This window comes from Pedobacter aquatilis (assembly GCF_030409415.1).
GTDB classification, from domain to species: domain Bacteria; phylum Bacteroidota; class Bacteroidia; order Sphingobacteriales; family Sphingobacteriaceae; genus Pedobacter; species Pedobacter aquatilis.
Map to the genome: position 1 here is coordinate 84,987 of NZ_JAUFPW010000031.1, position 21,763 is coordinate 106,749.

The 21,763-nt window shown below is 34.8% G+C and carries 22 protein-coding genes; 16 read left to right on the forward strand and 6 right to left on the reverse strand.

The features are described from left to right. Position 1: 1 nt before the first annotated feature. Positions 2-2,800 carry an outer membrane beta-barrel family protein gene (locus QWY86_RS13740; RefSeq protein WP_290242908.1) on the reverse strand — a complete coding sequence of 933 codons (2,799 nt, stop codon included), beginning with the start codon at positions 2,798-2,800 and terminating at the stop codon, positions 2-4. A gap of 302 nt (positions 2,801-3,102) precedes the next feature. Between QWY86_RS13740 and QWY86_RS13745 the strand changes: the two genes are divergently transcribed. After that, positions 3,103-3,741: a GIN domain-containing protein gene (locus QWY86_RS13745; protein WP_290242909.1), complete on the forward strand. Its 639-nt coding sequence runs from the start codon at positions 3,103-3,105 to the stop codon at positions 3,739-3,741. 87 nt (positions 3,742-3,828) lie between these two features. On the opposite strand, the gene amaB is transcribed toward QWY86_RS13745, so the two are convergent. Continuing rightward, positions 3,829-5,370, reverse strand: a complete 1,542-nt coding sequence (gene amaB, locus QWY86_RS13750) for an L-piperidine-6-carboxylate dehydrogenase (RefSeq protein WP_290242910.1) — start codon at positions 5,368-5,370, stop codon at positions 3,829-3,831. 29 nt (positions 5,371-5,399) lie between these two features. Further along, on the reverse strand, positions 5,400-5,945 hold the full coding sequence (locus QWY86_RS13755; protein WP_290242911.1) for a hypothetical protein: 546 nt from the start codon (positions 5,943-5,945) through the stop codon (positions 5,400-5,402). Between the two features lie 249 nt (positions 5,946-6,194). Here QWY86_RS13755 and QWY86_RS13760 point away from each other — a divergent pair, with 249 nt between their 5' ends. The 12 genes from QWY86_RS13760 to QWY86_RS13815 all read left to right on the forward strand — a co-directional run bounded on the left by QWY86_RS13760 (position 6,195) and on the right by QWY86_RS13815 (position 14,745). Continuing rightward, positions 6,195-7,598 (forward strand): tetratricopeptide repeat protein, encoded by a 1,404-nt coding sequence (locus QWY86_RS13760; protein WP_290242912.1) that lies wholly within the window; start codon positions 6,195-6,197, stop codon positions 7,596-7,598. A gap of 60 nt (positions 7,599-7,658) precedes the next feature. Beyond that, positions 7,659-8,426, forward strand: coding sequence for a phosphosulfolactate synthase (locus tag QWY86_RS13765; RefSeq protein ID WP_290242913.1), 768 nt, complete (start codon positions 7,659-7,661; stop codon positions 8,424-8,426). A gap of 126 nt (positions 8,427-8,552) precedes the next feature. Next, a complete protein-coding gene (locus tag QWY86_RS13770; RefSeq protein ID WP_290242914.1) occupies positions 8,553-9,302 on the forward strand; it encodes a shikimate dehydrogenase family protein in 750 nt (249 codons plus the stop codon). Positions 9,303-9,331: 29 nt separating this feature from the next. Continuing rightward, positions 9,332-9,916 carry a gliding motility lipoprotein GldD gene (gldD, locus tag QWY86_RS13775; protein ID WP_290242915.1) on the forward strand — a complete coding sequence of 195 codons (585 nt, stop codon included), beginning with the start codon at positions 9,332-9,334 and terminating at the stop codon, positions 9,914-9,916. Between the two features lie 11 nt (positions 9,917-9,927). Next, the gene (locus tag QWY86_RS13780) at positions 9,928-10,566 is read left to right on the forward strand and encodes an MBL fold metallo-hydrolase (protein WP_290242916.1); all 639 of its coding nucleotides are present in this window, start codon (positions 9,928-9,930) and stop codon (positions 10,564-10,566) included. A 48-nt stretch (positions 10,567-10,614) separates the two neighbouring features. Continuing rightward, positions 10,615-11,847 (forward strand): ABC transporter permease, encoded by a 1,233-nt coding sequence (locus QWY86_RS13785; RefSeq protein WP_290242917.1) that lies wholly within the window; start codon positions 10,615-10,617, stop codon positions 11,845-11,847. 2 nt (positions 11,848-11,849) lie between these two features. Then, positions 11,850-12,227, forward strand: coding sequence for a hypothetical protein (locus QWY86_RS13790; RefSeq protein WP_290242918.1), 378 nt, complete (start codon positions 11,850-11,852; stop codon positions 12,225-12,227). Between the two features lie 77 nt (positions 12,228-12,304). Continuing rightward, positions 12,305-12,640: a tRNA-binding protein gene (locus QWY86_RS13795; RefSeq protein ID WP_290242919.1), complete on the forward strand. Its 336-nt coding sequence runs from the start codon at positions 12,305-12,307 to the stop codon at positions 12,638-12,640. A 106-nt stretch (positions 12,641-12,746) separates the two neighbouring features. Next, on the forward strand, positions 12,747-13,214 hold the full coding sequence (locus tag QWY86_RS13800; RefSeq protein WP_290242920.1) for a nucleoside deaminase: 468 nt from the start codon (positions 12,747-12,749) through the stop codon (positions 13,212-13,214). 150 nt (positions 13,215-13,364) lie between these two features. Next, the gene (locus QWY86_RS13805) at positions 13,365-13,973 is read left to right on the forward strand and encodes a superoxide dismutase (RefSeq protein ID WP_290242921.1); all 609 of its coding nucleotides are present in this window, start codon (positions 13,365-13,367) and stop codon (positions 13,971-13,973) included. A 92-nt stretch (positions 13,974-14,065) separates the two neighbouring features. Continuing rightward, the gene (locus QWY86_RS13810) at positions 14,066-14,506 is read left to right on the forward strand and encodes a hypothetical protein (protein ID WP_290242922.1); all 441 of its coding nucleotides are present in this window, start codon (positions 14,066-14,068) and stop codon (positions 14,504-14,506) included. Between the two features lie 11 nt (positions 14,507-14,517). Continuing rightward, positions 14,518-14,745: a hypothetical protein gene (locus tag QWY86_RS13815; RefSeq protein ID WP_290242923.1), complete on the forward strand. Its 228-nt coding sequence runs from the start codon at positions 14,518-14,520 to the stop codon at positions 14,743-14,745. Between the two features lie 9 nt (positions 14,746-14,754). Here the strand turns inward: QWY86_RS13815 and QWY86_RS13820 are convergent, their stop codons facing one another. Further along, positions 14,755-15,687 carry a hydrogen peroxide-inducible genes activator gene (locus tag QWY86_RS13820; RefSeq protein WP_290242924.1) on the reverse strand — a complete coding sequence of 311 codons (933 nt, stop codon included), beginning with the start codon at positions 15,685-15,687 and terminating at the stop codon, positions 14,755-14,757. Positions 15,688-15,839: 152 nt separating this feature from the next. Between QWY86_RS13820 and QWY86_RS13825 the strand changes: the two genes are divergently transcribed. Then, the gene (locus QWY86_RS13825; protein ID WP_290242925.1) at positions 15,840-16,274 is read left to right on the forward strand and encodes a carboxymuconolactone decarboxylase family protein; all 435 of its coding nucleotides are present in this window, start codon (positions 15,840-15,842) and stop codon (positions 16,272-16,274) included. A 40-nt stretch (positions 16,275-16,314) separates the two neighbouring features. Here QWY86_RS13825 and QWY86_RS13830 read toward each other — a convergent pair whose 3' ends face one another. Further along, positions 16,315-17,136, reverse strand: a complete 822-nt coding sequence (locus tag QWY86_RS13830; protein WP_290242926.1) for a rhamnogalacturonan acetylesterase — start codon at positions 17,134-17,136, stop codon at positions 16,315-16,317. Continuing rightward, the gene (locus QWY86_RS13835) at positions 17,108-18,736 is read right to left on the reverse strand and encodes a glycoside hydrolase family 43 protein (RefSeq protein ID WP_290242927.1); all 1,629 of its coding nucleotides are present in this window, start codon (positions 18,734-18,736) and stop codon (positions 17,108-17,110) included. Before QWY86_RS13835 ends, QWY86_RS13830 begins: the two co-directional genes overlap by 29 nt. A 240-nt stretch (positions 18,737-18,976) precedes the next feature. Here QWY86_RS13835 and QWY86_RS13840 point away from each other — a divergent pair, with 240 nt between their 5' ends. Then, on the forward strand, positions 18,977-19,933 hold the full coding sequence (locus QWY86_RS13840) for a pectinesterase family protein (RefSeq protein ID WP_290242928.1): 957 nt from the start codon (positions 18,977-18,979) through the stop codon (positions 19,931-19,933). Between the two features lie 156 nt (positions 19,934-20,089). Beyond that, positions 20,090-21,760 carry a glycoside hydrolase family 28 protein gene (locus QWY86_RS13845; RefSeq protein WP_290242929.1) on the forward strand — a complete coding sequence of 557 codons (1,671 nt, stop codon included), beginning with the start codon at positions 20,090-20,092 and terminating at the stop codon, positions 21,758-21,760. Positions 21,761-21,763 lie beyond the last annotated feature (3 nt).

Sequence of the window (21,763 nt, forward strand, 5' to 3'; positions counted from 1 at the left end):
ATTAGTTTTGAGGAGCTGGAGTAGCTGCGCCACCACCCATTTTAGTAAAATCCCAGCTTACGGTAAACATAAAATATCTTCTGATGGTCCTGTAACTGCTTTGTGTTATATTACCATTTGATGCTGAACGGCTAAATCCTTGGTTCTGATTCAATAAATCGAATCCCTGAATTGATGTTCTCAAATTCTGTGCTTTGAAAAACTTTTTAGTAATAGTTGCATTCCATAAAAACTGCTTAAACGATTCGTTAAAGGCCTGCGTTTTGCCACGGTAAGTATATTCACCATCTGATGTAATTTCAAACTTACCAGGCAATTGAACAGAACCTGAGAAATAACCTTGAGCACCCCATCCATTACTGTTAAATGCTTGCTGAACTGAAGCCACAGTCGTAGTATACTGAGGACCGAAATAAGCATAAAAATTATATTTACCGTCTTTGTATCTGTTAAGATTAATTTGAGGTGAATAGGTCATATTTTGAGTTTGGTTCAATACACTATTAATAAAATTGTAAGATGTATTGCCGTTCATATTAAACCCAACGCCCATATTTGTTCCAAAGATTTTTCTGCCGATACTTGAGTAAACACTAAAATTAGATGGCATTTTATCGGAAATATTTACTGCCTGAAAAGTACTTTTACCAGCTGCATCTGTAATTACATTACTCACAATCGGATTGTTAGTGAAACTATAATAACCACTAATGTAAATCGATTGACTGCTCAAAACCTTATAAGAATTGTAACTAGCATTTAAGTTACTTCTAAAAGATGGCCTTAAATCAGGATTTCCTAAGGTAATATTTAGAGGGTCTGTATTTACTCTAATTGGTTGGATTTGCTCTAAGTTAGGCTGTTGTGTATTACCATTATAATTTATACGAAAGTTCTCTTGCTGTGAAAAATTATACTGATACATCGCCTGTGGCATATAATTCACAAATTTCCTATCGTAACGCACTTTATTATATAAATCTTCTTGTTTAAAGTTTACACCGCTAAATTTAGAGCCAATGTTTAGAACACTCTTGCCTTTTTTATAATTAAAAATGGCCCCACCTTGATTGATAATCTGATCTAACTGATAATCATTACTAAATTCTGTATCCAAAACATCGTATCTCCCAGGAAGCGATTGATTAAAGGATTTCCTATCAGAGCGACCATTAGATAAAGTCAGGCCGTAATTTAACACAACCGTTAATGTTTTTGAAAGTGGTTCGGTGTAAGCTAAGTTTGATTTGAATACATTGTTTTTAATGCTATTAACCTTGTACTGATTAACATTTGTAATGCTATCTAACGCACCATTTAAGTTGTAGAAATTATTAGCAGAATTTAAATAGCCATCAGTTTTATTATCTGTAACCGATTGACTTAAATTAAGTGAAAGTGTCCTGCCTTTCTTTTTTAATCTCTTAGTCAGGAATGCGTTGACATTAAATATCTGGTCTTTTGCATCATTAGTTAAAACCCTCGAACTTGTATTTAACAAACTATTATCGCCTCTAGTACTTAAAGTAGAATAATCCTGAAAAGTATCGCTATTTTTCAGTGTACCATCAACATTAATTTTTAAGGTTAAGGTTGTATCCAACTTAATTTCATACATCGCATCAAGCTTCTGTCTGAAAACATCATTATCATAATTTTGTGTAGATGTGTTGTTAATTATACCTGTAGATAAGTTATTCTGACTAATTGTATTTCTATCGCCAAAAACCCTTAAAGAACCAATTTTGTAGTTTGTATTTAAAGTTTCTTTATCGCTGTTCCATTTGTTATCAAAGTGCAAACCTCCTGTACGTGCAACTGGTATACCTTGCCCATTGTACTGTCCGCCCCAACCTTCAAATTCGTCGCCACTACCGGTAAAGTATATTCCTCCATCATCGCTAACGGTACCAGCACTTTGAGTTCCAAGTTTCTGGCTATCTTCCCAACCTAAACCAACCCTGCCATTGTTGCCCAATATTCCGTAAGCTGAGAACTTCTTTTTACCAGCAAACTTATTAAACATTAATTGACCCTGATAAAAATCATCGGTACCAACACCAGCTATAGCTTTTCCGAAATAACCATTCTTTGCATTTTCTTTAAGCTTAATGTTTAGCGTTTTGGTTTTTTCACCATCATCAACGCCGGTAAAAGTTGCCTGGTCACTTTTTTTATCATATAGCTGCACCTTATCAACCATATCTGCACGGATGTTTTTGGTTACCAAAGTTGGGTCATCTCCAAAGAACTCCTCACCATCTACTAAAACCTTAACATTTTTTTGGCCTTGAGCAGTAATTTTTCCGTCTTTATCCACTTCTATTCCAGGAAATTGTTTAATTAAATCTTCAACTTTAGAATTTGGCTCAATATTATAAGCCTGTGGATCAAATTCAGTTGTATCTCCCTTAATTTTAATAGCCGATCGGTTTCCTTTAATAATTACATCAGCCAAGAGTTGTGCTTTGCCTGTCAGGTTAATTCTTCCGTAATCAATATCTTTTTTTGTAGAATCGAGTATAAAGTGATCGACAAAATCAGCATATTTAGGATAAGATACTAAAAGGATGTATTTTCCATTTCTGATGTTTGGAAGTTCGAAGGAGCCATTATCTACAGCTCTGGTAAATTTTACCATAGTAGAGTCTTTGGCATTTAGAATTGAAACTGAGGTTCCGCCCAGTATTGAAGTTGAGGCCGTATCAATAACACGGCCCTTAATAGTATGCAGGTTTTGAGCTTTTGCAGTACAAAATATCAGAACCATAAAGCATACAACGAGTAGCATTCTTTTCATAGATGAGATTTGGTTTTCCTGACTAATATAGAACTAATATTTTAGTTTTAAATACGCATTAACACTATTTAACAATAATGTTATAGATAAATTACTTTAGCTTAATCGATTTAGTCTAATAAGTAGTGCGGCTGATAATTTTTTAGTATAGATATAATGCCTGTTCGTCTATAAATTACATGCAATGGTATATTACTTCTGTATTCCTTGAAACGTTTCTGAAATGTTGACGTCTTATATTCAAAACCTCCAGAAAGTTAGGAGATTAAAAACAGATTTATAAAACTTAAAATATTCAGGTCATGAAAAATTCTATTAAAAACTTATTCGCAACAGCTTTAGTAATGGTTACTCTAAGTAGTGCAACAGTGGTAGCAAATGCTGCAGAAATCAACGGAAGTTATACTACAATAAGCCAGGTTAAAAACATAAATAAAATTTATGTAAGCGGAAATGTAAAATTAATCTTGATTCAGGATAGCAAAGAAAGCATTGAAGTTTTTGATAAATACTATGCAAACAATGCAATGGTACAACAACAAGGTGCAGAACTTAGAATCAGTTCGTTTTCTAAAGAACCATTAACTGTAATCGCTCATGTTAACAACATTAGCTCAGTTGAAGCATCGAACACCTCGAGTGTTGCAACCTCAGGAAAATTTAATTTATTGAATTTAGAAGTTACGCTTAAAGATAAAGCATCGGCATCTATTAATGCAAATACGGTGAATTTATACACAACAGTTAACGATGGAACAAGCCTGAACTTAGAAGGCACTACAGAAATGCACACCGCAGTTTTAGGTAACGAAGCGAAATTAAAAATGAACGAATTTGCATCAACAAATACAAATATCAGTATAGCGCCAAAAGCGTTTTATGCTAGTAACCTAAACCGTTACGAAGACTTAAAAATCGACTTATTAGAAAAACTTTTCTAATAATCTACATACATAGTTTAGTTTTAGTTAATGATACATCGGCAGGAGCGATTCCTGCCGATGTTTTTTTTAAAGGAGTTTTTATTCTTACAAATCAAATTTAATTCCCTGCGCTAATGGAAGTGTGTTCGAATAATTTATGGTATTGGTTTGCCTACGCATATATGCTCTCCATGCATCAGAGCCACTTTCTCTACCTCCGCCAGTTTCTTTTTCTCCGCCGAAAGCACCACCAATTTCAGCACCAGAAGTACCTATGTTTACATTCGCAATTCCACAATCAGAACCTTGATAAGAAAGAAACTGTTCGGCTTCTCTCAAATTAAGCGTCATTATTGCTGAAGATAAACCCTGCGGAACACCATTTTGTAAAGCGATGGCTTCATCAAGCGATCTGTATTTAATCAAATATAAAATGGGCGCAAAAGTTTCATGCTGAACAATTTTGTAATCATTTTTAACTTCTGCAATACAAGGTTTTACATAACAACCACTAGCATATTTATCTCCTTCTAAAACACCGCCTTCCACAACGAAATCTCCACCTTCAGCTTTACATTTTTCTATTGAAGAAAGGTAGGCATTTACGGCTTCTTTATCTATCAGCGGACCAACATGGTTGTTTTGATCCAACGGATCGCCAATTCTTAGCTGGCCATAAGCTTTTACAAGTTTTGCAGTGAAAGCATCATAAACACTTTCGTGAATAATTAATCTTCTTGTTGATGTACATCTTTGTCCGGCAGTACCTACAGCACCAAAAACGGCACCAATTAAGCTCATATCTAAATCAGCATGTTCAGAAATAATAATGGCATTGTTGCCACCAAGTTCTAATAAACTTTTGCCTAATCGAGCACCAACGGCTGCACCAACTTCTTTTCCCATTCTGGTAGAACCAGTTGCAGAAATTAATGGCACACGTCCGTCTTTGGTCATTAATTCGCCAATAACCTTATCGCCAATAATTAAACTCGATACACCTTCTGGAATATCATTCGCTCTTAAAATTTCAGCGATAATTTTTTGACATGCAATTCCCGTAAGCGGGGTCTTTTCTGATGGTTTCCAAACACAAACATTACCGCAAACCCATGCAAGCGCCGCATTCCAGCTCCAAACGGCAACCGGAAAATTAAAGGCTGAGATAATACCAACAATTCCAAGCGGATGCCATTGCTCGTACATTCTGTGGTTTGGGCGTTCGCTGTGCATGGTTAATCCATAAAGCTGACGCGATAAGCCAACAGCGAAATCGCAGATATCTATCATTTCCTGCACTTCACCCAAGCCTTCTTGTAAGCTTTTACCCATTTCGTAAGATACCAAGGTTCCTAAAGCCTCTTTATTTTGACGCAAAGCATCGCCAAACTGGCGAACAATTTCACCTCTTCTTGGCGATGGAACTGTTCTCCAAAATACAAACGCTTCTTGTGCTTTATTAATAATTACCTCATAATCATTTTCTGTAGCAATTTTAACAGCAGCTATTTTTGCACCATCAACAGGAGAGAAACTTTCGATGCTTTCATTGTTATTTACTCCACCCCAATTGCTACCAGTACTAAATGCAGGGTTTGTATTTTCTATTCCAAGTTTATTTAGAATGGATTGAATATTTGCGCTCATATATTTGTTGTTAATTATTATTTCAAAATCTAAGGTTTACAGTTTTCTTTTCTTCTGGTATCAATAAGATAAGCAATTTGCCAACCATTATCTCCTTTAACCAATTGAAAAGAGTTTACGCCGCAATGGCTGAATTTCCATTGGATTTCTGTTTGTCTTTTATCTGTAATGGAGCTATCAATAGCATTTTTTTTGTTTTTATTAATGGATTGCTCTTGATGGTTTTCACCAATATAGAATTTATAATCCGTCCAAACAGAAGCCAAAGGGCCATCGATTAAAATTTTTGAGAACACAATTCGTTCATCATATTTTTGATTTCTGGGCGTTGCAATCATTTTTAAAAACGCAGAAACTGATTCTGTTTTAACAATGGTTTTACCCTCTTTATTAACAATGGTTTGCAATATGCTCCCTTTAGCAAAAGCTGATGAAGCTAAAGTGCTATCGCAGGTCTTCATTCCAGTAAATAGATTGTTAACACGCTGCTTAATTGCGGTTTCTTCATCACTTTGTGCAAACGAAATGTTAGCAAAAAACATACACATTATTGCTAAAAAGGCTCCTTTTTTCATGACTTATACATTACCGTTAATTAAATAAATTTATACTATTTTTGTGAAAGAAGGGAAAAGGAACTGCGATGCAGAAAAAAGTTATTGATAATACACACACATCAAAACAATCAATATCATTTATTTTCAATGATTTACGAGTGTTAATCTTAACAATGTTGATAATTATTTTTATTGTTAATAGGTAAATATTGTAAACTTATAATGTGTTTATCTGCTTATTGGCACGATTCTTTAATTGTTTAATATATGGAAGAAGAATTCTTTTTTGAATCCAACGAAGATGCACAACGTTCGGTTGAACGTTACGAAGAAATGATCCGGAACAAGGATCAGTATTTCTTTGATGCAGGCGCATTTGAATACATTGTAGATTTTTATATCGAGAAAAACGATCCGGTTAAGGCATTGCAAGTAGTGGATTATGCTATTAGCCAGCATCCTTACGCAACTGTTTTTTTAATTAAACAAGCACATTTATACATCCTTACTAACAATTACAACAATGCTTTTGAAGCTTTGCAAAAAGCAGAACTTTTAGAATCTTCAGAACCGGATATTTATTTGCTTCGCGGAAATATCTATCAAAATACCGAAAGATATACAGAGGCTTTGGAGAACTACGAAAAAGCTTTGGGCTTAGCCGAAAGCACTGATGAAATACTTTTGCAGATGGCTTATGTTTATCAAAGCATGTCTGATTATGAAAATGCAATTGTTTACATCAAGCTTAGTTTGGAGCAAAACATGGAAAATCAGGATGGCTTGTATGAACTTGCTTTTTGTTATGATGTTTTAGATAAACAGGAAGAAAGCATAAAGTTTTATCAACAATATATTGATACTGATCCATATTCTTATGCTGCATGGTATAATTTAGGCAACAGTTTTCATAAGTTAAATCTATTTGAAAAGGCAATTGATGCTTATGATTATGCGATTTTAATCAAAGAAGATTTCAGCTCTGCTTATTTTAACAAGGGTAATGCATTAGTTCAGCTTGATAAATATGATGAAGCGATTGATGTTTACAAGCAAACTTTTGAGTATGAGCAACCAAATGCAGATACTTATTGTGCAATTGGCGAATGCTACGAAAAGCTTGAAAAAATGGATGAAGCCCGTTCTTACTATAAAAAATCGGTAAAAATGGACCCAAAAATGGCAGATGCCTGGTTTGGGATTGGCGTTACACTAAATCACGAAGAACGCTATTTTGAATCGCTACATTTTTACAAGAAAGCGATTGACTTAGAGGCAGAAAATTCTGATTTCTGGTTTGCAATGGCTGATGCTTACTATAAACTAAATCAAATTGATGAATCGATAGAAGCCTACGAGAAGGTTTTAGAGTACAATCCATTGGATATTGAAGCCTGGTTAGATTTTAGTACAGTTTTATACGAGCAAGGAAAACTTTTAGAAGCTTCGGAAACAATGGCAGAAGCCATTAAGAACAACCCGGAAGCAGCAGAGTTATATTACAGGATGGTTGCATATTTATTTGCCCTTGGCCATTATGCCGATGCTTTGGGTTATTTAGAAACGGCTTTAAGCACCGACCCAGAAAAGCATTATATTTTGTTTGAGTATTTACCACAACTGCAAGATAATAGTGCAATTATAAATGTTATTAACCGTTACATCAGGTAAAAAGAGTGTGAGAAAATTTTGACATATAATTCTCAATTTTTTTTCCACTTTTGTACACATATGAATTACCCATTATTAAACGTTCCCGAACGTCCGGAAAAACCACGCCAAAAAGGCATAACAATGGTTATGGATAAGGGACTTAGCCTACGCCAGGTAGAAGATTTTCTAGATGTAGCGGGCGTACATACAGATATCGTAAAATTAGGCTGGGCAACCTCTCATGTTACTCCGAAGCTTAAAGAAAAATTAGCATTATATAAAAGTGCAGGTATTCCTACTTATTTCGGGGGTACACTATTCGAAGCTTTTATCATTAGAAATCAGTTTGCAGATTATCAACGTGTTTTAGACCAATACGGAATGGAATATGCAGAAGTTTCTGATGGTTCTATCGAAATTGAACATGACTTAAAATGCGGTTACATTAGCGAACTTGCAAAACAGGTTACCGTAATTTCTGAAGTTGGTAGTAAAGATGCTGCCAAAATATTTGCGCCATATAAGTGGATAAAGTTAATGAAAGCAGAAATTGAGGCGGGTTCCTGGAAAGTAATCGCCGAGGCTCGCGAAGGTGGAAATGTAGGTATTTATCGCGGTAGTGGGGAAGTAAGAGAAGGGTTAGTTGATGAAATTTTAACGCAAATACCAGAAGAAACCATTATTTGGGAAGCTCCTCAAAAAGAGCAGCAGGTTTGGTTTATTAAACTAATCGGCACAAATGTAAATCTTGGAAACATTGCACCAGCAGAGGTTATTCCATTAGAAACCATCAGATTAGGATTACGAGGTGATACTTTTGATCATTTCCTTAACCTGAATAAATAAAATATAAACCATTTTATTCGAATGGTTTTTAACGATAAATGGCTTTAGCTTAACCTGGCTAAAGCCATTATTTTGTTAGCTACACGCAACTCTGTACGTTAAATTGTTGCGCAAACTTAATTAAAAATGAAAACCTACGGCTTAATCGGTTACCCACTTTCACACTCCTTTTCGAAAAAATATTTTACAGAAAAATTTTTGAATGAGCATATTGAAAATCATCAATACGAGCTATTTCCGATAGAAAATGTTTCCTTAATCACAACGTTATTAAATGAGGATAAAAGCATTTGCGGTTTAAATGTAACCATACCTCATAAAGTTTCGGTATTGCCATTATTAAACGAAATTGATGAAGCCGCAGATAAAATTGGTGCTGTAAATTGCATTTCAGTAAAAAATATAAGTGGCCAAAAACACTTAAAAGGATACAACACAGATGCATTTGGTTTCGAAGAATCATTAAAACCACTGCTAAAGTTTCATCATACAAATGCTTTAGTTTTTGGTGATGGTGGTGCAGCAAAGGCGGTTAAATATGTGCTCGAAAAACTCAACATCAGTTATAAAACTGTTGTAAGAAAGCCTGTGTCAGGTGCAATTTTATATAATGAAATTACGCCTGAATTGTTAAAATCGCATGCGCTATTAATTAACACAACGCCTTTGGGTATGTCTCCAAATTTAGAAGGTTGTCCGGAAATTGATTACAGTTTATTAACCCCTCAGCATTTAGCTTACGATTTAGTATATAATCCATTAGAAACAACTTTTTTAACCAAAGCAGCTCAGCAAGGAGCAGCAATAAAAAATGGATTGGAAATGTTGTATAAACAAGCCGAACAAGCTTGGTATATTTGGAATAACCTAGGTTAATAGCGTTTGATAAAATTTAAAAGCCGAATATGAAAATCAGAAACCTAATACTTTTACCTTTTGTTCTGTTTTTATTTATTGCTGGCTGTCAGAACAACGATTACAGCCCTAAACCACGTGGTTATTTTCGTATTGTTTATCCAGAAAAAAAATATCAGCTTTTTGGTAGTAATGCACCTTTCAGTTTTGAATACCCTGTTTATGCCAAAATGGAAAATGATGATAAGAAAGGGAAGAAATTTTGGTACAATTTACATTTCAATCAATTTAATGGCTACTTGCATTTAACTTATTACGACATTGCAAATAAAACCATATACGATGAAATGGTTGAAGATGCTAGAAAACTTGCTTTTAAGCACACCATAAAAGCAAGCGCAATCGACCAAAAACTTATACACTATCCTGAAAGAAAAGTTTACGGAATTTATTACGCAATTGAGGGTAACACCGCTTCTTCAGTACAATTTTTTTTAACCGATAGTGCTAAACACTATTTTAGAGGTGCGCTTTATTTTAACGAGCGGCCGCAATACGACTCCATTGAGCCGGTTGTTAAGTTTATCAAAAAGGATATTGATAAAATGATTTCAACCTTTAAATGGAAAAACTAGAAAGATAAATCATGATTAAAATAAAAATTTTTACGTTTAACGCTTACGGAGAAAATACATACGTTTTATTCGATGAAACGAATGAATGTGTAATTATCGACTCTGGAATGTATGAGGGCTTTGAGCAAAACGAATTGGTTGCTTTTATTAAGGAAAATGATTTGAAACCTGTTTTGTTATTGAACACACATTGCCACCTAGACCATGTATTCGGCAACAAGTTTGTTTTTGATAATTGGGGATTAAAACCTCAATTTAATAAAGGCGAATTACAGGTTTTACAAGCCGTTCCCAGTTATGCGCCACAGATGGGTTTTTCAAATTATGAGCTATCTCCAGAACCTGAAACATTTTTAGGCGAAAGTGGCACAGTAACTTTTGGCAACAGCAGCTTGGATTTAATTTTTGCACCCGGCCACTCTCCGGCACATTTATGCTTTTACAGCAAAGCTGATGGCTTTTTAATTGGTGGCGATGTTTTATTTTACCAAAGTATTGGCAGAACAGATTTACCAGGTGGCAATCATCAGCAGTTAATTAATAATATTAAAACAAAAATATTCACATTGCCAGATGAATGCAAAGTTTACCCCGGCCACGGCCCTTCAACTACAATTGGTTTTGAAAAACAAAACAATCCATTTTTCTAAGTGTCTTTCTTTAACAAACAATTTCACTTTAAATAAAAATTATAATCCGTGAATACGCCCTTATATATCGCCAAAAGATATTTATTTGCCAAAAAGTCTACCAATGCAATCAATTTGATTTCAGGCATATCTATGGTTGGCGTTATGGTTGGGAGCGCTGCTTTAATCATCATACTTTCTGTTTTTAATGGTTTAGAAGTTACCATTTTAAACATGTTTAATACGCTTACTCCAGAAATTGCAATTACACCATCAAAAGGCAAAACATTTAATCCTGATACCGAATATTTTAATCAGCTTAAAAAAGATAAAAATATTTACTCCTTTACTGAAGTTTTGCAAGAAAACGCATTGCTAAAATATAATAATAAGCAGGCTGTTGGCATGGTTAAAGGTGTTGGAGCAGATTTCCTTAAAAACAATAAACTAGACAGCACCATTAAAGAAGGTCGGTTTGTGTTGAGCAACAGAAGCGGATATAGTTCTGTTATCGGTTCGGCATTGCAAAGTTACCTTGCTGTAAACACGGTAGATCCATTTACGGAGTTAGAAATTTTTTCTCCTAAAAAGGATATAAAAGTGAATAGCATTAATCCAACAGAAGATTTTACCACTAAAAGCATACGTGTTAGCGGCGTTTTCGAAGTACAGCAAGAATTTGACAACGGAATAATTGTGCCTTTAAATTTTGCCCGTGAACTGTTGGGTGAGGAGCAAAATGTTTCATCAATTGAGATTAATCTAAAACCTGGTGTCGACGTAGAAAAATTTAAAAATGATATTGTTGATAAAACTTCAGGTGCCTTTGAAGTTCGTAACCAAGCAGAACAAAACCGCTCAGTTTACCACATTTTAAATACCGAAAAATGGGCGGTTTACATTATTTTAACATTCATACTTATTATTGCTATATTTAATATTATCGGCTCTCTAACCATGTTGGTAATTGATAAGGTTAAAGATATTGCAATATTGAGTAGCCTTGGCGCAAGTAAAAAGTTAATAAAAAGAATTTTTCTTTTTGAGGGAATGATGATTACAATGTCTGGTTGCGTTTTGGGACTTTTAATTGGGGTAATTTTTTACCTTTTACAACATAATTTTGGTTTAATAAAGATGGGTGAAGGAAGCGATACACTTTTAAGTTCTTATCCTATAGGCCTTAAGTGGAAAGATTTTATTTTAGTTTTTGTAACTGTTGGGATTTTCTCATTTTTGGCATCTGCTTTGTCATCTAATTTAAGCGTTAAGAAGATAGATCAAATTAATCAAACAATATAAAAATGAAGTTATTTAAACAAGCAATTGTATTTGTTATGCTTTTAGGTGTGGCCATTACCGCTTGTAACCGAGCTGAAAAACCAGAGGAAAGCAATATTAAGAATGTTAAGGGTTTGTACAGCTTTGGACCTGAAATGAAATCATTTACATTATGTGAAGATAACCGAGAGTACTGGGTTTTAGATAGTGTTAAAAACCTCGAACTTTCTTACAGCAACCTTAACTTCGAAAAACCTTACGAACCAGTTTATGTAGAACTTGAGGGTTATTTCACTAAATCTGATACAGCATCAGTTGCGGCAGATTTTGATTCTACCCTGGTGGTTACCAAAGTGATTAAAATTAGCAAAGAAATTCCTGATGGGCCTTGTGCTCAATAAGTATATTCAAATTTATTGCAGGCCTTAAAAAAGGCCTTTTTTATTACATTTGATTTCATTATAATTTAAAAAACACAATGGAAGAGATTAGCTGGAACGATTTCGAAAAAGTAGAATTAAGAGCAGGAACTATAATCGAGGTTTTCGATTTCCCTGAGGCTAAAAAACCAGCTTATAAACTTACGGTTGATTTTGGCCCCTTTGGTGTTAAAATGAGTAGCGCTCAAATCACTAAACTTTACAATAAAGAAGATTTGCCGGGCAAGCAAATAATTGGGGTTATAAACTTCCCTAAAAAACAAATTGGTAAATTTATGTCTGAGTTTTTGGTTACTGGTTTTGCAAATGAACAAGGAGAAATTGTTTTAAGCACAACACAACAAACCGTTCCGAACGGAAGTAAATTAATTTAATTTAGAGCAAAGACGAAATAGCAAGGATTAAAGATAAAATATAAAATAGCGCAATTAGGTCATTGCTCCTTTTTCTTTGCTCCTTTATCATTATTCAATACAGAACATGAGTTTCTATAATTTTGAGGATAATAATCCAGAAGAAGAAGATATACATTACATGAAACTTGCATTAGTTGAGGCTCAAAAAGCTTTGGCAGAAAATGAAATTCCAATTGGCGCAATTGTAGTAAGTAAGAATAGAGTTATTGGAAGAGGTTATAATTTAACAGAACGGTTTAACGATGTTACCGCACATGCAGAAATGCAGGCTTTTACATCAGCATCACAAACCATCGGAGGCAAATACTTAACTGATTGCACATTATATGTTACAATAGAGCCTTGCGTAATGTGTGCCGGCGCAAGCTATTGGACGCAAATTAGTCGAATAGTGTATGGTGCTCGCGAAGAAAAAAGGGGTTTTTTATCAAAAGCAGTAAATCTCTTACATCCTAAAACCAAATTGAAGGGTGGCATTTTAGCCGAAGAATGCGGCCAACTGATGATCGATTTTTTCAAAAAGAAAAGGTAAACTCGTTTATTGAAATACAATAAGATTAACAACTTTAAAACCATTTAACGTTCAAACAATAGCATTTGATGATAATAACATGAACAAAACTTAATGTTCGAATGTTATATTTGCTTCAAGAAACATTTTTAAACTTAAACATATAATATTATGGCTTTTGAATTACCTGCGTTACATTACGCAACCGATGCACTAGAACCGCATATTGATAAAACTACCATGGAAATCCACCATGATAAACACCACCAAGCTTACGTTACCAATTTAAACAAAGCTTTGGAAGGTAAACCAGAAGCGAATTCTAGCATCGAAGATATTATCAAAAACATTTCAAAATATCCTGCTGCAGTTAGAAATAACGGTGGTGGTCATTACAATCACTCATTATTTTGGAACGTTTTAGGCCCAAATAAAGGTGGTGAGCCAACTGGCGAATTAGCGAAAGCAATTACTGATGCTTTTGGTTCATTTGCTGAATTAAAAACTAAAATGCAAGAAGCTGGTGCAACCCGTTTCGGTTCTGGTTGGGCTTGGTTATCAGTTGGTGCTGATAAAAAACTTCAGGTTTCATCTACTCCAAATCAAGATAATCCATTAATGGATGTTGCTGAAGTAAAAGGCACGCCAATTTTTGGTATCGATGTATGGGAGCACGCTTATTACTTAAAATATCAAAACAAGCGCCCTGATTATTTAGCGGCCATTTGGAATGCGGTTAACTGGGATGCCGTTGCAGAACTTTACAAAAAAGCAATCTAATCCATCATTCTTGATATAATTTACGAAAGCCTGCAAACACAAATTTGCAGGCTTTCTTATTAATTGATAACTTTGCATATATTTTAGCAAACATGAAAAAGATTATATTTTTATTTTTAATGGTTATAGGCATCAGCACGTTAGCTAATGCACAACAAAATAAAATGCCTACTCCAACAGAAATTGCGAAGAAAAATGTGGAGGATTTAGATAAAAAGCTAAAATTGAACGACACCCAAAAAAGTATCATTCACAGCTTAACTTATGCACAGGCAAAAGAACAAGCAGATTTGATAAAACGTCAGCAAGCGGGAACATCCAGAGAGGAAGATGCAGATAGATACTATAAGCTTCAAAACGAAACCACGAAAAACATTCGTAATGTTTTAAAGGCCGACCAACAAAAACAATATGATAAAATTATTGAAGAGCGCTTAAGTGGAAAATCAAATAAGAAAAAGAAAAAAGGCGAAGAAGAAGTTGAAGGCGATATTAACGGCCTTCTATTAGCTAAACCAGAAAAAATTAATTAGGCACTAAATAAATGCCTGAGATTTTAGTTGGGGCCGTTGTGCTCGGCCTTTTGCTATCACCACAATTATTGGCAGGTTTTCTAGCTAAAAGAACCGGAAGAGATTTTTGGTTTTGGTTTTTTATTTCTTTCCTTATTCCAATAATTTCACTGGTTATTTTAATTTTTTTGGAGGATAAAAATCCAAACCCAGAAGGCTATAAATTAGCAAGCCATGTAAACAATAAAGACAAAAAATAGAAGAATAATTTATATTCCAACCACATCTTTTTTCTTTTTTTGCTTCATCGCTTTAGGGATAATCTCCAAAATCTCATCTTTTAATGCATTAAGCATCCGTTTTTTAATAAAGTTTTTGTGTGTTACCAAACTAATCTCCCGCACAGGTTCTGGTGTTTTAAAATATCTAATTTTCCCTGCTTGCTTTGCATTTAGTTCAGCAATTGCCAACTCGGGTAGTAAAGTTGCTCCTCCATTCAAATCAACCATTCTTATTAGCGTTTCTACACTTCCTGTATTGTATTCTAAACCTTGCAAGCGGTTATTTTTAGTAGAGCGACAAATATTCAAAACCTGGTTACGCATGCAATGACCTTCGTTGAGCAACCAGATATTTTCATCGTTTAAATCTTCAGAGTCTACAGCCTTTTTCTTATACAGCTTACTGCTTTTACTAATATAGCTTACAAACGTTTCGTAGTACAGTGGCATTTCGGTAATGTTCGCATCAGTAAGTGGCGTTGCCAAAATACCACAATCCAAAACACCAGTTTTAAGATGATGAATTATATCTTCGGTTGTATACTCCCAAATTAAAAGTTTTAATTCTGGATATTTTTCAAGCATGGCTGATATAACCTCAGGCAGCAAATATGGCGCTACAGTAGGTATAACACCAATTCTTAGCTCACCTAAAACATCTTGTTGCTGGCTGCTTATCAACTCTTTCACCTTTCCGCTTTCTTGCAAAATTATTCTAGCCTGTGCAATAATTTGTGCTCCGATTTCTGTCGGACTTACAGGTTGTTTGCTTCTATCAAAAATTTTAACACTTAATAATTCTTCCAATTTTTGAACCTGCATACTCAAGGTTGGCTGTGTAACAAAACACTTTTCTGCTGCTGTAACAAAACTTCTGTAAGTATCTACTGCAACAATGTATTCTAGCTGAACTAAAGTCATATAGTTAAAAACGATTTATTTTACCAAATATATAAATTTAAACTATTACTACTTTATTATATTCATAATCTTAAAAGTGATTTTCTTAAACTACATTAAGTTTTTTAATACTTGAGATGTGCAACTTTACATCATTATAAAAAAAAAAAATAATGGAAAGTAGAATCGACATTCAAAAAACAGAACCAGCTGCATATCAAGCAATGTATGCTTTAGAGAAATATTTAGCTGGAAGTCAATTAACATCAACGCATAAAAAATTAATTAAGCTACGTGCATCGCAAATTAATGGCTGCGCATTTTGTATAAACATGCACAGCATAGATGCAAGAAAATTAGGCGAAACAGAACAACGCATCTATCTTTTAAATGCCTGGAAGGAAACAAATTTATATACCGAGGAAGAGCAAGCAATTTTAGCTTTAACAGAAGAAGTAACCTTAATTAGCAATCATGTTTCTGATGCAACTTTTGATAGAGCTGCTAAACTGTTTGATGAGAATTATTTATCGCAAATTATCATAGCTATAGCGACCATCAACGCATGGAATAGAATTGCGATTACATCAAGAACTATGGTAGGTTAATCAAAATAAATTCTGACTGGATGGCGCCTCTAGCAGAATTTTATTTTTTATTAATTTTTAGAAGTTCCTCAAAAACCAATCTTGCTATTTCTTTTGCTCCTTGAGGTTGAAAATGAGTATTATCTTTTTGACCATTAGGATAGGCTTCATATTTAGCAGAATCAAGGTTCATAAAATAGTTTTTCGAAACATAATCTTTTCCTTTTTCTGTGAAGAAATTGGCTGATAAGGTTGTTAAATCAATTAAAGGAATGTTTTGCTCACGAGCAACCTGCTTAACCGCTTCAGGATAATCACCATGGGCGCTTTTTAGCTTATTATTTATCCATGGATAGTTTCGAGTAACAGGCGTAATTAATATCGGTTTTGCCTTTTTAGAACGAGCATCCTTAACATACATTCTCAATAATCTTTTATATCCAGCCGTGTCAATGTATCGTTCGGGTTTATCCTTAGCAGCATCGTTATGCCCAAATTGAATTAGAACTAAATCATCTTTTCTAAGCACATTCATAATTTCAGTCCATCTCCCTTCACTAAAAAAAGTTCTTGTACTTCGACCACCTTTAGCCTTATCCATTACTAAAACTGAATCATTATCGATAATATTTTTTAATTCTTTTAAACTGTTACGATTGAAAAAGGATTGAAATACTTGACCCCAGCCAGTTATTGGATATTTCTTTTGAAGATAGTCTGGCTCCAATGAATAATCTGCCACTGTAGAATCGCCAATTAGATAAATATTTATAGGCTTTTTAAATGATACAAATGCTATAGAAATAAATACACTTAACAAAATGCACAATACAGTTAATTTCTTATTCATTACTCTATAATTTATCAAACCTAAACCAATCATATTCGGCAACACCAGAATCATTTGTTTGCAAATCACGACTTGCGAAAAGTCCAACTTTTGCACCAATCCATTGTCCAGCTACTGCTTGAAAGTCTTTATCAATCTCAATAAAATTGATTCCATCTTCGCTGTAGCTAAATTTACATTTGGCTCCGATATAAACTTTTACTCTTAAATAAATACTCGATGTTTTTAACTTAGCTATCTCAGTTTCTTGCTCTTGCTTGCCTTTATCAGCATTTTGGCAAATACCGAAATTTAAGAATAGCTCACCTTTTTTATTTTTAACGGACAAGTTCGCATAACTCCTACCCATAATAACTAAACCTGTTCTCTCGTTTTCCAATTTAGGATTAAGTTTAAAAGTTAGTTTTGTTGTAACCTGAAATTCATCAGCAGGGAATTTCTGCATCAAAACATTTGGAACATCCCATAAATTTTTGGCTTCCTCAGGGATTTGTGCAGTATATAATTTTAGTACGCCTTTTATAGCATCAGTAAATAACCATGTTGGTTTCGGATTTGCCTGCCATTGCCATTGTAAACCTAATTTTTGAGTCGAGAATTCATCACCTTCAGCAGGCGTTTCAATCGGATAAACCTTATTAACATTCGGCTTTTTATAAGTTAAAACAGGCTCACCGATTCCATCACCATCATTATCTAAGCCAATTACCGGCCAATTATTTACCCATTTCATCGGTTGTAAGTGCATTACCCTTCCATACGCGTCTTTATCTTGAAAATGCAAAAACCAGTCTTCGCCAGAAATTGTATTTACCCAAGCGCCTTGATGCGGACCATTTACAGCCGATTTGCCCTGATGCATTACAACTTTTCTTTCATACGGGCCATAAATGTTCTTACTTCTTAGCACAACTTGCCAACCCGTAGAAACTCCGCCGGCGGGGGCAAAGAGGTAATAAAATCCATTACGTTTATAGGCTTTTGGCCCTTCAATAGTAGGGTCGAGTTCGTGGCCATCATAAACAATTTGACCATTTCCTATTGCTTTATCCCCATCAGCATTTAAAGGCATAACGGCCAGTACACTTTTTATACCTGCACGACTGCCAGCATAGGCATAAGCAAGATAGATTTTGTTGTCATCATCCCAAAGCGGACATGGATCTATTAAACCTTTTCCACTAACCACTAATTTTGGCTCAGACCATACTCCAGGTATACTTTTAGCTTTTGTTAAATAAATTCCAAAATCTGGGTCAGGATAATAGATATAAAATTCGCCATTCCTGTATCTTATCGCGGGTGCCCAAACGCCATTGCCATGTTGCGTTTTTTCAAAATGCTCAAATGGAGGTTGTTTTAAAAGAGCATGAGCGATAATTTTCCAATTTACCAAATCCTTTGAATGTATAATTGGCAAACCAGGAACAGCATCAAAGCTGGAGGCGACCATATAATAATCTTCACCTACTCTAATTGCATCGGGATCTGAATAATCGGCATTTAGAACAGGATTTTTGTACATTCCATTCCCTAAATCTGACACCCAAACTTTAGAAACATATTGGTTTTTTTGAGCAAAGCCAAATAGACTGAGCATTACCAGAAAGAAAGAATTTAACAGGTACTTCATTGGCAAGATGGAAAAATTATATAAATATTTGGTTAAACAAGGTAGATAGAATTTTAATTTGATATCGACTGAATTTGTGCAAACGTTCCCGACATCGATTGCGTTTTTAAATTTCGAGAAATCTTTTTTAGCTTTAAGTTTATTGACTAAAATTGCTCATCATATTTTAGTTTTAGAATTCGGCTGCTTTTTAGGATAACAAAAAATGCAGCCGATTTTAATTTTGCCTAACCAAATTACATGAAACTAGCCCTTTTAATTTTCCTTTCGATATTTTGTTTGAATGTAAAAGCTGTTGAAATCAAAGCAGATTTTATAGTTGCTCAGGATGGCTCAGGTAACTTTAAGACTGTTCAAGAAGCGATAAATGCAGTGCCCGATTTTAGAAATAAAACAACCACAATTTTTATAAAAAAAGGGATCTATAAAGAGAAACTAATTTTAGCTGGTTCGAAGAAAAACGTAAAATTTATTGGAGAAGATTTGCACAAAACCATTCTCACTTATGATGATTTTGCACAAAAGAAGAATGCCTTTGGCGAAGATAAAGGCACCTCAGGCTCATCAAGTTTTTATATTTATGCTGAAGGTTTTTCTGCTGAAAATTTGACTTTTGAAAATTCCTCAGGTCCGGTCGGACAAGCTGTTGCAGTCTGGGTTGGCGGTGATAAATCAACTTTTTTAAATTGCCGATTTTTAGGTTTTCAAGATACTTTATATACTTATGGCGCTAATAATCGTCAGTATTATAAAAACTGCTACATAGAAGGTACAGTTGATTATATTTTTGGTGCAGCTACGGCCTGGTTCGAAAACTGCACGTTATTCTGCAAAAAATCTGGCTACATTTCCGCCGCCTCTACTGCTGATACCACAAAATTTGGTTACGTATTCAACAATTGTAAAGTAGATGGCGATGCACCAAATAACAGTTTTTACCTGGGAAGACCTTGGCGTCCATATGCTAAAGTTGCCTTCTTGAATTGCGAATTATCGGCAATCATCAAACCAGAAGGCTGGAATAATTGGGGCAAGGAAAGTAATGAGCAAACAGCCTATTATGCAGAGTACAATAATAAGGGAACAGGAGCCAAAGCTACTTCCAGAGTAAATTGGGCGCATCAGCTAACCAGACAGGAATTTGAGCAATATACTTTGGAAAACGTTTTCCGTGGCTGGTTACCAATGCTTAAATAAAACAATAAAGCGTTAATAATCAATAACTTAAAACCAAAGACACACTTGTTTTTGCCGCATTCTTTGGCAACGATTGCATAGATTTCTCTTCGATTTTAGCTGTAAAGACCGTACACTTGTTTATTAACAACCAAGTATATTTTAACTGAGCAACTAATGAAACATAATTCTGGTCGTCTGAACCAATTTAAAGGGCTATTACTTTCAGCCATTTTGTTTTCTGCAAGCATCGCAGGAGCTCAAAATCAAAAGTTACCGAGCATCCAGCAGGTTAAATTCAAAAAAGATACAATAAGCATTGCAAATTTTGGCGCCAAAGGCGATGGTGTAACCTTAAATACGCAAAGTATTAATACGGCTATATCTGCAATGAACCAAAAAGGAGGAGGCGTAGTTTTAATTCCTTCAGGTTTATGGCTAACAGGCCCAATTGAGTTAAAAAGCAATGTTAATTTACACATAAAACGTGATGCAATTTTGCAATTTACAGCAGATTTTAACCAATATAAATTAGTTCAGGGAAATTGGGAAGGACAGCCAGCTTGGAGAAACCAGAGTCCTATTTCTGGTACTAACCTTGAAAACATTGCAATTACAGGAACCGGAATAATTGATGGGAACGGCGGCGCCTGGAGAATGGTTAAAAAAGACAAGTTAACTGAATCTCAATGGAAAAATCTCACTGCATCTGGCGGTTCGGTAAGCGAGGATGGAAAATTATGGTATCCTTCGGAGAAAACAGTTAAAGGTTCTAAAACCAAAAATGCTGGTGTAATTGTTCCGGGAAAAACGGCAGCAGATTACGAAGACATTAAAGATTTTCTTCGTCCTAACTTATTGGTATTAACAAATTGCAAAAAAATCCTTTTAGAAGGTGTTACCTTCCAAAATTCACCTGCATGGAATCTTCATCCATTGCTTTGTGAGGATTTAACTTTAAGAAACCTTCAAGTTAAAAACCCTTGGTTTGCACAAAACGGCGATGGTGTTGATGTAGAATCTTGCAAAAATGTATTAATAGAAGGCAGCACGTTTGATGTTGGCGACGATGGAATTTGTATTAAATCTGGTCGTGATGAAGCTGGCCGTAAACGTGGTGTACCAACTGAAAATGTAATCATTAGAAATAATGTAGTTTATCATGCACACGGAGGTTTTGTAATTGGTAGCGAAATGAGTGGTGGCGCAAAAAATATTTGGGTTTACGATTGCTCTTTCATCGGAACGGATATTGGTTTGCGTTTTAAAACCACCCGGGGAAGAGGTGGCGTTGTAGAAAATATTTATGTTGATAGAATTAACATGATTGACATTCCGGGCGAAGCCATTCTTTTCGATATGTATTATGCCGCACAAGACCCAATTGTACTTGCCGGAGAAAAACGCGAAGCGATTAAAACCGTAACCGTTCCAGTTACAGAGGCAACCCCACAATTTAAAAATATGTACATCAAAAATGTGGTGGCAAATGGCGCAGAAAAAGCAATATTTTTTAGAGGATTACCAGAGATGAACATCAAAGATATTCACCTGGAAAATGTGACCATTCAATCTAAAAAAGGCATTGAGATTATAGAAGCTTCGGGTATTTTCTTAAAAAACGTGAATGTAATTACTGATGATACCAATCCGGTTGTATTTGTTCAGAATGGAAGCAACATAAATATTAATGGTTTGCAATATAAAAATGGCTCTGAACTTTTATTTAACATCAACGGCGAAAAAACTAAAGGTGTTAAAGTAAGCGGAACGGATGTTTCAAAAGCCAAGAAAGCATCCGCCTTTGGCGAAGAAGTAAATAAATCGGTTTTGGAAATTTCTAAATAATTT

Bases quoted from the DNA above. Each gene is read 5' to 3' on its own strand.
- QWY86_RS13800 (WP_290242920.1), top strand. From the start codon at position 12,747: ATGAGTTTCTATAATTTTGAGGATAATAATCCAGAAGAAGAAGATATA.
- QWY86_RS13830 (WP_290242926.1), bottom strand. From the start codon at position 17,136: ATGATTGGTTTAGGTTTGATAAATTATAGAGTAATGAATAAGAAATTA.
- QWY86_RS13740 (WP_290242908.1), bottom strand. From the start codon at position 2,800: ATGAAAAGAATGCTACTCGTTGTATGCTTTATGGTTCTGATATTTTGT.
- gldD (WP_290242915.1), top strand. From the start codon at position 9,332: ATGAAAATCAGAAACCTAATACTTTTACCTTTTGTTCTGTTTTTATTT.
- QWY86_RS13780 (WP_290242916.1), top strand. From the start codon at position 9,928: ATGATTAAAATAAAAATTTTTACGTTTAACGCTTACGGAGAAAATACA.
- QWY86_RS13815 (WP_290242923.1), top strand. From the start codon at position 14,518: ATGCCTGAGATTTTAGTTGGGGCCGTTGTGCTCGGCCTTTTGCTATCA.
- QWY86_RS13835 (WP_290242927.1), bottom strand. From the start codon at position 18,736: ATGAAGTACCTGTTAAATTCTTTCTTTCTGGTAATGCTCAGTCTATTT.
- QWY86_RS13765 (WP_290242913.1), top strand. From the start codon at position 7,659: ATGAATTACCCATTATTAAACGTTCCCGAACGTCCGGAAAAACCACGC.
- QWY86_RS13770 (WP_290242914.1), top strand. From the start codon at position 8,553: ATGAAAACCTACGGCTTAATCGGTTACCCACTTTCACACTCCTTTTCG.
- QWY86_RS13745 (WP_290242909.1), top strand. From the start codon at position 3,103: ATGAAAAATTCTATTAAAAACTTATTCGCAACAGCTTTAGTAATGGTT.
- QWY86_RS13805 (WP_290242921.1), top strand. From the start codon at position 13,365: ATGGCTTTTGAATTACCTGCGTTACATTACGCAACCGATGCACTAGAA.
- QWY86_RS13845 (WP_290242929.1), top strand. From the start codon at position 20,090: ATGAAACATAATTCTGGTCGTCTGAACCAATTTAAAGGGCTATTACTT.
- QWY86_RS13760 (WP_290242912.1), top strand. From the start codon at position 6,195: ATGGAAGAAGAATTCTTTTTTGAATCCAACGAAGATGCACAACGTTCG.
- QWY86_RS13825 (WP_290242925.1), top strand. From the start codon at position 15,840: ATGGAAAGTAGAATCGACATTCAAAAAACAGAACCAGCTGCATATCAA.
- QWY86_RS13790 (WP_290242918.1), top strand. From the start codon at position 11,850: ATGAAGTTATTTAAACAAGCAATTGTATTTGTTATGCTTTTAGGTGTG.
- amaB (WP_290242910.1), bottom strand. From the start codon at position 5,370: ATGAGCGCAAATATTCAATCCATTCTAAATAAACTTGGAATAGAAAAT.
- QWY86_RS13755 (WP_290242911.1), bottom strand. From the start codon at position 5,945: ATGAAAAAAGGAGCCTTTTTAGCAATAATGTGTATGTTTTTTGCTAAC.
- QWY86_RS13795 (WP_290242919.1), top strand. From the start codon at position 12,305: ATGGAAGAGATTAGCTGGAACGATTTCGAAAAAGTAGAATTAAGAGCA.
- QWY86_RS13810 (WP_290242922.1), top strand. From the start codon at position 14,066: ATGAAAAAGATTATATTTTTATTTTTAATGGTTATAGGCATCAGCACG.
- QWY86_RS13820 (WP_290242924.1), bottom strand. From the start codon at position 15,687: ATGACTTTAGTTCAGCTAGAATACATTGTTGCAGTAGATACTTACAGA.
- QWY86_RS13840 (WP_290242928.1), top strand. From the start codon at position 18,977: ATGAAACTAGCCCTTTTAATTTTCCTTTCGATATTTTGTTTGAATGTA.